This window comes from Cupriavidus sp. 22TCCZM01-5, from assembly GCF_057798915.1.
The window spans coordinates 1-8,833 of record NZ_JBYOJR010000067.1; the positions used below are offsets into that span (position 1 = coordinate 1).

Sequence of the window (8,833 nt, forward strand, 5' to 3'; positions counted from 1 at the left end):
GGTCGGCAAGAACCTCGACTCGCTCGGCGCCGACCACGTGCGCCAGGTGCGCAAGGACTGCGCGGCGGTGATCCTGTACACGGCCGAGAAGGCCACCTGGATGGCCGGCGAGACCGTGCAGATCCTGGGTGGCAATGGCTATATCAACGAATACCCGGCCGGCCGTCTGTGGCGCGATGCCAAGCTGTATGAAATCGGCGCCGGGACTTCGGAGATCCGGAGAATGCTGATCGGGCGAGAGTTGTTTGCAGAAACGATGTGATTTTTATGGCACCTTTCGCAGTCCCGACGGTTTTCCTCCTCTCCCACCCACGCAGCGGGAGAGGAGGAGAAAGCCGAAGCCATGCAAGGGGGGCTGCACACCAAATCGAGCCCTGAAACCCATTTACAATCTCAGTACCCCGCCAGACCGTCCACCCCGTCCCATGTCCCACTTCCCCAAACTGCTCTCTTCGCAGATTGCCTTCGACGTGGCGCGGACCATGCTGGACGGGTTCGACAAGCACTACCGGCTGTTCCGCGAGGTCAGCCACCAGGCCAAGATGAAGTTCGAGGCCGGCGACTGGCTCGGCCTGCAGCAGATCCAGCGCGACCGCATTGCGTTCTATAACGAGCGCGTGCGCGAGACCAGCGTGATCCTCGAAGACGAGTACGACGCCGAGAACATCGAGGACGAGATCTGGCAGCAGATCAAGCTGCACTACATCGGGCTGCTGACCAACCACCACCAGCCCGAGCTGGCCGAGACCTTCTTCAATTCGGTCTGCACGCGCCTGCTGCACCGCTCGTACTTCAACAACGACTTCATCTTCGTGCGCCCGGCCGTCTCGACCGAGTACATCGAGAACGAGGAGTCGCCGATCAAGCCGACGTTCCGCGCCTACTACCCGGGCAGCCGTCACGGCATGGCGGACTGCTTCGAGCGCATCGTGCACAACTTCCAGCTCGAGCGGCCGTTCGAGGACCTGCGCCGCGACGTCGGCTATGTGGTGAGCACCGTCGAGGCGCATTTCGGCGATTTCCGCATTGCGCCGAATTTCCAGATCCACGTGCTGTCGTCGCTGTTCTTCCGCAACAAGTCGGCCTTCATCATCGGGCGCATCCTGAACGGCGACCGCACCTATCCGCTGGCGATCCCGATCGTGCACGGGCCGTCGGGCAAGCTCGTTCTGGACGCGGTGCTGCTGAAGAAGCTGCAGGTGCTGATCCTGTTCTCGTTCACGCACTCGTACTTCATGGTCGACATGGAAATCCCGTCGGCCTACGTGACGTTCCTGCGCGACATCATGCCGCGCAAGCCGCGCGCGGAAATCTATACCTCGCTGGGTTTGCAGAAACAGGGCAAGAACCTGTTCTACCGGGACTTCCTGCATCACCTGCAGCATTCGTCGGACAAGTTCATCAGCGCGCCCGGCATCAAGGGGCTGGTGATGCTGGTGTTCACGCTGCCGTCGTACCCGTACGTGTTCAAGGTGATCAAGGACTTCTACCCCGCGCCCAAGGAAACCACGCGCGAGCTGGTCAAGTCCAAGTACCAGCTCGTCAAGCAGCACGACCGCGTCGGACGCATGGCCGACACGCTGGAGTACTCCAATGTGGCCTTCCCGCTGTCGCGTTTCGATGACGAGCTGGTGGGCGAACTGGAACAGCATGCGCCGTCGATGATCGAGTACCAGCGCGGCAAGGACGGCGGCGAGGAGATCGTGGTGCGGCACGTCTATATCGAACGCCGCATGACGCCGCTGAACATCTGGCTGCAGGAAGGCACCGAGGAGCAGGTGGAGCACGGCATCGTCGAGTATGGCAATGCGATCAAGGAGCTGATCGCCGCGAACATCTTCCCCGGCGACATGCTGTACAAGAACTTCGGCGTGACGCGCCATGGCCGCGTGGTGTTCTACGACTACGACGAGATCGAGTACTTCACCGACTGCAATGTGCGCCGCGTGCCCGAGCCGCGCAACGAAGAAGAGGAAATGTCGGGCGAAGTCTGGTACACCGTGCGTCCGCACGACATCTTCCCGGAGACGTTCCGTACCTTCCTGCTTGGCAACCCGCGCGTGCGCGACGCATTCCTGCGTCATCACGAGGATTTATTCGACCCTGCCATGTGGCAGGGCCACAAGGACCGGCTGCTGGCCGGACAAGTTCATGACTTCTTTGCCTATCCCACTTCCGAACGCTTCATCTACCGCTTTGGCAATACGGGGCACAGCACACCCGTCGCCGGCCTTGCAAGGAGAGTCGCATGAGTGACGCGATCGCCCAGCTGTTCCGCAACAACCGTGACTGGGTCGACCGCGTCAACGCGGAAGACCCGACCTTCTTCATGCGCCTGGCCAACCAGCAGGCGCCCGAGTACCTGTGGATCGGCTGCTCCGACTCGCGCGTGCCCGCGAACCAGATCCTGGGCCTGGCGCCGGGCGAGGTGTTCGTCCACCGCAACATCGCCAATGTGATCGCGCACAGCGACCTCAATGCGCTGTCGGTGATCCAGTTCGCCGTGGAAGTGCTCAAGGTGCGCCATATCACGGTGGTTGGCCACTACGGCTGCAGCGGCGTGAAGGTGGCGCTCAAGCGCGAGCGCATCGGCCTGGCCGACAACTGGCTGCGCCATGTGCGCGACGTGGCCGACAAGCACGAGGCCTACCTCGGCACCATCCTGCGCGAGGACGATGCCCACACGCGCCTGTGCGAGCTCAACGTGATCGAGCAGGTCAACAACGTGTGCCAGACCACGGTGCTGCAGGACGCGTGGGCACGCGGGCAGGAGGTGACCGTGCACGGCTGGGTCTATGGCGTTTCCGACGGCCTGCTGCGCGACCTGGGCATGGCTGCCAGCAACAACGACGAGCTGCGCGAGCAACTGGCCACGGCCTACCGCCAGTTCGGCGACCCGCCGCAGGCTTCGATCCGCTGACGCGCCGTCCACATCGACACCGCATTGCACGCCGTACCCCCCAAGACGCATACCGATATCAGGAGAACAGACATGCAAGACCCGATCGTCATCGTTTCCGCCGCCCGCACTCCCATGGCGGCCTTCCAGAGTGAATTCGCGTCGCTGACCGCGCCGCAGCTCGGCGCCGTTGCCATCCGTGCAGCGGTCGAACGTGCCGGCATCCAGCCGGAGCAGGTCGAGGAAGTGGTGTTCGGCTGCGTACTGCCGGCCGGCCAGGGCCAGGCGCCAGCGCGCCAGGCGGCGCTCGGCGCGGGCCTGCCGCTGGGCGTGGGCTGCACCACGGTCAACAAGATGTGCGGCTCGGGCATGCGCGCGGCCATGAACGTCTATGACGGCCTGGTGGCCGGCTCGTTCGAGATCGCCATTGCCGGCGGGATGGAGAGCATGACCAACGCGCCGTACCTGATCCCGAAGGGCCGCGGCGGCTACCGCATCGGCCACGGCATGATCTACGACCACATGATGCTCGACGGCCTGGAAGACGCGTACGACAAGGGCCGCGCCATGGGCACCTTCGGCGAGGACTGCGCCGCCAAGTACGGTTTCACGCGCGAGCAGCAGGATGCCTTCGCGATCGAAAGCGTGCGCCGCGCGCAGCAGGCCACGGCATCGGGCGACTTCCGCTGGGAGATCGCACCGGTCACCGTGCCGGGCAAGGGCGGCGACACCGTCATCGACACCGACGAAGGCCCGCGCCGCATCAAGCTCGACAAGATCCCCGCGCTGAAACCCGCGTTCGCCAAGGACGGCACCATCACCGCGGCATCGTCGTCCTCGATCAACGACGGCGCCTCGGCGCTGGTGATGATGCGCGAATCCACCGCGAAGAAGCTCGGCCTGCAGCCGGTCGCACGCATGCTGGGCCACACCACGCACGCGCAGGCGCCGGGCTGGTTCACCACCGCGCCCGTGGAGGCCATGGCCAAGCTCTACCGCAAGCTGGACTGGACCACCGACAGCATTGACCTGTTCGAGATCAACGAGGCCTTTGCCGTGGTGCCAATGGCGGCCATGCACGACCTGAAGATCCCGCACGAGAAGGTCAACATCCACGGCGGCGCCTGCGCGCTCGGCCACCCGATCGGCGCTTCGGGCGCGCGCATCATGACGACGCTGATCGGCGCGCTGCGCAAGACCGGCGGCAAGCGCGGCGTGGCCAGCCTGTGCATCGGCGGCGGCGAAGCGACGGCGGTGGGGATCGAGATCGTCTGACGCGAAACCCGACTGCTTGTTTTCCCCCCTCTCCCATGATTGGGAGAGGGGAGGAACCCAAGGCCATCGATCAACCATCGCCAGGAGCCAGCCTTGCCAACCGCACTCATCCTCGGTGCCTCGCGCGGCATCGGCCTTGAATTTGTACGCCAGTACCGTGCCGACGGCTGGCGCGTCATCGCGGCGGCGCGCACGCCCGAAGGCGTGGCCGCGCTGAAGGCGCTTGGCGCCGAAGCCCACCAGGCCGACCTGACCGACCCGGGCGCGGTGGCCGGCCTGGGCTGGAAGCTCGATGGCGAATCGCTCGATGTGGCCATCTACAACGCTGGCGTGATGGGCCCGCGCACCGAAGGCGCGCAGCCGGTCACGCGCGAGGACTTTGACCGCGTCATGCACGTCAACGTGCTCGGCCCGATGATGGCGCTGCCGCTCGTGCTGCCCTATGTCGAGACCGGCCTGGGCGGCCACGGCGGCGTGCTGGCGGTGCTGTCCTCGCGCATGGGCAGCATGGGCTCCATGGACAGCAATGGCAGCTGGCTGTATCGCGTCAGCAAGGCGGGCGTCAATGCGGCGCTCAAGGCGGTGTCGCTGGACGCGCGCCATGCCACCTGCGTGGCGCTGCATCCGGGCTGGGTGCAGACCGACATGGGCGGCAAGGCGGCGGACATCACGCCGCAGCAGAGCGTGAAGGGCATGCGCCAACTGCTGGCCGGGGCCAAACGCCGCGACAACGGCAGCTTCTTCAACTACGACGGCACCCCTATCCCCTGGTAAGCGCGGGCCGGACTTACCTCATACAGAAACGACATGCTGCTGACATCCGAACAGGAAATGATCCGCGACGCCGTGCGCCAGTTCGCGCAGGAGGTGATCGCGCCGCAGGCCGCGCAATGGGACCGCGACAAGACCTTCCCGAAGGACGTGCATCGCGACCTGGCGGCACTGGGCGCCTATGGCGTGGCGGTGCCGGAGCAGTACGGCGGCGCCGGCCTGGACTACCTGTCGCTGGCGCTGATCCTGGAGGAAATCGCCGCGGGCGACGGCGGCACCTCGACCGTCATCAGCGTCAACAACTGCCCCGTGTGCAGCATGCTGATGGCGTTCGCCGATGAAGCGCAGAAGCAGCAGTGGCTGGTGCCGCTGGCGCGTGGCGAAATGCTGGGCGCGTTCTGCCTGACCGAGCCGCACGTGGGCTCCGATGCCGCCGCGCTGCGCACCACCGCCGTGCGCAATGGCGACCACTTCGTGCTCAATGGCGTCAAGCAGTTCATCACCAGCGGCCAGAATGCCGACGTGGCCATCGTCATGGCCGTGACCGACAAGGCGGCTGGCAAGCGTGGCATCAGCGCGTTCCTGGTGCCGACCAGCACGCCGGGCTATGTGGTGGCGCGCCTCGAAGACAAGCTCGGCCAGCATTCGTCGGATACCGCGCAGATCGTGTTCGAGGATTGCCGCGTGCCGGCCGCCAACCTGCTTGGCGACGAAGGCGCCGGCTACAAGATGGCGCTGTCGGGGCTGGAAGGCGGGCGCATTGGCATTGCCTCGCAGAGCATCGGCATGGCGCGCGCGGCGTTCGACGCGGCGCTGGCCTATGCCAAGGAGCGCGAGAGCTTCGGCCAGCCGCTGTTCCAGCACCAGGCCGTGCAGTTCCGCCTGGCCGAGATGGCCACGCGCATCGACGTGGCGCGCCAGATGGTGTGGCACGCCGCCTCGCTCAAGGACGCCGGCCGGCCCTGCCTGAAGGAAGCGGCCATGGCCAAGCTCTTTGCCAGCGAGATGGCCGAGAAGGTCTGTTCGGATGCGATCCAGGTATTCGGCGGCTATGGCTATGTCACCGACTTCCCGGTCGAGCGCATCTACCGCGACGTGCGCGTCTGCCAGATCTACGAAGGCACCAGCGACATCCAGAAGATCCTGATCGCGCGCGCACTGGCGTAGCCGCGGCGCGCCGACACGCGTACCATGGGGCTTGGGAAGCACGGCCAGGCGTCCTGGAGGCTTCCCCAAGCCATCCAACACTCACGACAGAGGGCCCCCGTTCATGACCGCAGCGATCGACTTCTACTTTGATTTCTCGTCGCCGTATGGCTACTTCGCCAGCACGCGCATCGACGAACTGGCGCAGAAGTACGGCCGCTCCGTGGCCTGGCATCCGATCCTGCTCGGCGTGGTATTCAAGACCACCGGCTCCTCGCCGCTGCCGCAGATCCCGCTCAAGGGCGAATACTGCTGGCGCGACTTCGAGCGCACCGCGCGCTTTCACGACATCGAGTACAAGCGTCCGGCGCACTTCCCGCTGCCGACCACGCATGCCGCGCGCGCCATGCTGTGGCTGCAGAACCACCACGGCGCCGATGTCGCCACGGCGTTTGCCAGGTCGGTCTACCGCGCGCTGTTCGTGGACGATATCAACATCGCCGAGCCGGCGGAGATCTCGAAGCTGGCCGAGCCCCTGGGCGTTGACGTGCATGCCATGGACGCCGGCGCCACCAGCTACCAGATCAAGGACCAGCTCAAGGCCGAGATCGAGGTCGCCATGGCCAAGGGCGTGTTCGGCTCGCCCTTCGTCATCATCGACGGCGAGCCGTTCTGGGGCTTCGACCGTTTCAACCAGATTGAAGACCACCTGAAGCGTGACCGCCAGACCGAACTGCGTGCGGTGACCAGCGTGGACAGCAACAAGGAAAAGAAACCCGCATGACCGTAGCAGACGGGGCCGCGAACGGCCCATCCTCGCGTTTCGACTGTGTGATCTTCGACTGCGACGGCGTGCTCGTCGACAGCGAGCCCATCGTCAACCGCGTGCTCAACGAAATGCTCAACGAGCTTGGCATCGCCATCTCGCTCGAGGATTCGACGAAGTGGTTCCTGGGACGCGCGGTGCGCGAAGAGCTCGACAACATCGAGCGCAGGCGCGGCGCGCCGTTGCCGGAGAACTGGCTGTCGCAGTGGTTTGTGCGGCGCAACCAGGTGCTGGAGGCCGAGGTACAGAGCGTGGCGTACGTGCGCGAGGCGGTGGCCGCCATCGCCGCCACCGGGGTGCCGGTGTGCGTGGCTTCCGGCGCGGACCGCATCAAGGTCAAGCTGCAGCTCACGCGCACGGGCCTGGTGGAACTGTTCCAGCAGGACGGGCGCGAGCACATCTTCTCGGCCACCGAGGTGGAGCGCAGCAAGCCGGCGCCGGATGTGTACCTGCTGGCCGCCCGTACCATGGGCGTGGAACCGTCGCGCTGCGCGGTGATCGAGGACAGCCCTACCGGTGTCACGGCCGGCGTGGCCGCGGGCATGACGGTGTTCGGCTACGCGGCGCGCAATGACGCCGCCATGCTGCGCGACGCAGGGGCCCGCCACCTGTTCACCGACATGCGCGACTTGCCGGAGCTGCTCGGATGAGTGCAAAGCGCCCGCCTCGCGCCACGGCCGCGCCGTGCCCCTGCGGCGTCGGCGCGGACTATGCCGCGTGCTGCGGCCGCTATCACCGCGGCGACGCCGTGCCGCCCAATGCCGAGGCGCTGATGCGCTCGCGCTACACCGCGTATGTCATGGGCAAGATGGACTGGCTGCGGCAGACCTGGCATCCGTCCACATGCCCCGCGGACCTGGCGCCGGACACGGGCACCCGCTGGCTGGGTCTCACCATCAAGGCCCATTCCCAGCAGGACGATACGCATGCCGAAGTGGAATTCGTGGCGCGCTACAAGGTGGGCGGGCGCGCCTGGCGGCTGCATGAGCGCAGCCGGTTCGTGCGCGAGCCGCGCGCGGCCGGCGAGGCGCCGGTGTGGCTGTATGTGGATGGCGACATGATCGGGGAGGCGTCATGAGCGTGGAAGCCCAGGCATCCGGCGGCACGCCGGAGTACCTGCTGTACTGCTTTGCCCAGTCCGGCAATGCCTACAAGGTGGCACTGCTGCTGGAGACCGTCAGCGCGCAGCGCGGCCGGCAGTTGTGGCAGCCGCGCTTTGTCGATTATTTCAATGGCGAGACCCGCACGCCGGAGTACCGCGCCATCAATGTGATGGGCGAAGTCCCGGTGCTGGAGTTCGGCGGCCAGCGGCTGTCACAGTCCGGCGTGATCCTGGAAACGCTGGCATCGCGGCTCGATGCCTACGGTGCCGCGAACGAAGCCGAGCGCGCTGAAGTCATGCGCTGGCTGCTGTTCGACAACCACAAGTTCACTTCGTACACCGCCACTTACCGTTTTCTGCGCACCTTCGCCGCGTCACCGGACCCGACCGTGCTGCAGTTCTTCCGCACGCGCTGCGAAGGCGCATGGAGCGTGCTGAACGCGCAGCTGGCCGGCCGCAGGTTCGTCATCGGCGAGCATGCCACCATCGCCGATTTCTCGCTGGCGGGCTATGTGTTCTTCGACGACGAGATCGGCGTGCACTGGCGCAAGGAGTATCCGCATATCCACGCGTGGGCCGAACGCATGCGCGCGCTGCCGGGATGGAAGCATCCGTATGAGCTGATGCCGGGGCATCCGTTGCCGAAGCGCAGCGGCTGACGCTGGCGGCGGCGATCAAGCGGCGATCAAGCGGCGACTCCGAGAGACCAAGCGGCAAGAGACCGGGAAGAGACCTCAACATGCCAACGCTGGAAACCAAACTCAACGCACGCTCCGAAGCGTTCAAGGCCAACGCCGAAGCCATGCAGGCGCTG

Annotated in this window: 10 protein-coding genes; all 10 read left to right on the forward strand. The window is 65.9% G+C overall.

Annotated features, from left to right (window positions below):
• Positions 1-262 (forward strand): acyl-CoA dehydrogenase family protein (locus AC3FNH_RS32185; RefSeq protein WP_488722959.1); only part of this gene is annotated, 262 nt, incomplete at its 5' end.
• A 163-nt stretch (positions 263-425) separates the two neighbouring features.
• Positions 426-2,252 (forward strand): bifunctional isocitrate dehydrogenase kinase/phosphatase, encoded by a 1,827-nt coding sequence (gene aceK / locus AC3FNH_RS32190; RefSeq protein WP_488722960.1) that lies wholly within the window; start codon positions 426-428, stop codon positions 2,250-2,252.
• Entirely contained in the window at positions 2,249-2,920 is a 672-nt protein-coding gene (gene can / locus AC3FNH_RS32195; protein WP_488722961.1) for a carbonate dehydratase, read from the forward strand. Before aceK ends, can begins: the two co-directional genes overlap by 4 nt.
• Positions 2,921-2,992: 72 nt before the next feature.
• Complete coding sequence (locus AC3FNH_RS32200; protein WP_488722962.1) at positions 2,993-4,174, forward strand: acetyl-CoA C-acetyltransferase; 1,182 nt, start codon at positions 2,993-2,995, stop codon at positions 4,172-4,174.
• Between the two features lie 93 nt (positions 4,175-4,267).
• On the forward strand, positions 4,268-4,948 hold the full coding sequence (locus tag AC3FNH_RS32205) for an SDR family oxidoreductase (protein ID WP_488722963.1): 681 nt from the start codon (positions 4,268-4,270) through the stop codon (positions 4,946-4,948).
• 33 nt (positions 4,949-4,981) lie between these two features.
• On the forward strand, positions 4,982-6,112 hold the full coding sequence (locus tag AC3FNH_RS32210; protein WP_488722964.1) for an acyl-CoA dehydrogenase family protein: 1,131 nt from the start codon (positions 4,982-4,984) through the stop codon (positions 6,110-6,112).
• A gap of 103 nt (positions 6,113-6,215) precedes the next feature.
• Positions 6,216-6,875 (forward strand): 2-hydroxychromene-2-carboxylate isomerase, encoded by a 660-nt coding sequence (locus AC3FNH_RS32215; protein ID WP_488722965.1) that lies wholly within the window; start codon positions 6,216-6,218, stop codon positions 6,873-6,875.
• Positions 6,872-7,567, forward strand: coding sequence for an HAD family hydrolase (locus tag AC3FNH_RS32220; protein ID WP_276099161.1), 696 nt, complete (start codon positions 6,872-6,874; stop codon positions 7,565-7,567). Before AC3FNH_RS32215 ends, AC3FNH_RS32220 begins: the two co-directional genes overlap by 4 nt.
• Positions 7,564-7,995, forward strand: coding sequence for a YchJ family protein (locus AC3FNH_RS32225; protein WP_276099162.1), 432 nt, complete (start codon positions 7,564-7,566; stop codon positions 7,993-7,995). Before AC3FNH_RS32220 ends, AC3FNH_RS32225 begins: the two co-directional genes overlap by 4 nt.
• A complete protein-coding gene (locus tag AC3FNH_RS32230; protein WP_276099163.1) occupies positions 7,992-8,678 on the forward strand; it encodes a glutathione S-transferase family protein in 687 nt (228 codons plus the stop codon). Before AC3FNH_RS32225 ends, AC3FNH_RS32230 begins: the two co-directional genes overlap by 4 nt.
• Positions 8,679-8,833 lie beyond the last annotated feature (155 nt).

What these genes read in the sequence shown, in the direction of transcription:
- AC3FNH_RS32210 (WP_488722964.1), top strand. Translation starts at nt 4,982, where the DNA reads ATGCTGCTGACATCCGAACAGGAAATGATCCGCGACGCCGTGCGCCAG.
- AC3FNH_RS32230 (WP_276099163.1), top strand. Translation starts at nt 7,992, where the DNA reads ATGAGCGTGGAAGCCCAGGCATCCGGCGGCACGCCGGAGTACCTGCTG.
- AC3FNH_RS32225 (WP_276099162.1), top strand. Translation starts at nt 7,564, where the DNA reads ATGAGTGCAAAGCGCCCGCCTCGCGCCACGGCCGCGCCGTGCCCCTGC.
- AC3FNH_RS32200 (WP_488722962.1), top strand. Translation starts at nt 2,993, where the DNA reads ATGCAAGACCCGATCGTCATCGTTTCCGCCGCCCGCACTCCCATGGCG.
- AC3FNH_RS32215 (WP_488722965.1), top strand. Translation starts at nt 6,216, where the DNA reads ATGACCGCAGCGATCGACTTCTACTTTGATTTCTCGTCGCCGTATGGC.
- can (WP_488722961.1), top strand. Translation starts at nt 2,249, where the DNA reads ATGAGTGACGCGATCGCCCAGCTGTTCCGCAACAACCGTGACTGGGTC.
- AC3FNH_RS32220 (WP_276099161.1), top strand. Translation starts at nt 6,872, where the DNA reads ATGACCGTAGCAGACGGGGCCGCGAACGGCCCATCCTCGCGTTTCGAC.
- aceK (WP_488722960.1), top strand. Translation starts at nt 426, where the DNA reads ATGTCCCACTTCCCCAAACTGCTCTCTTCGCAGATTGCCTTCGACGTG.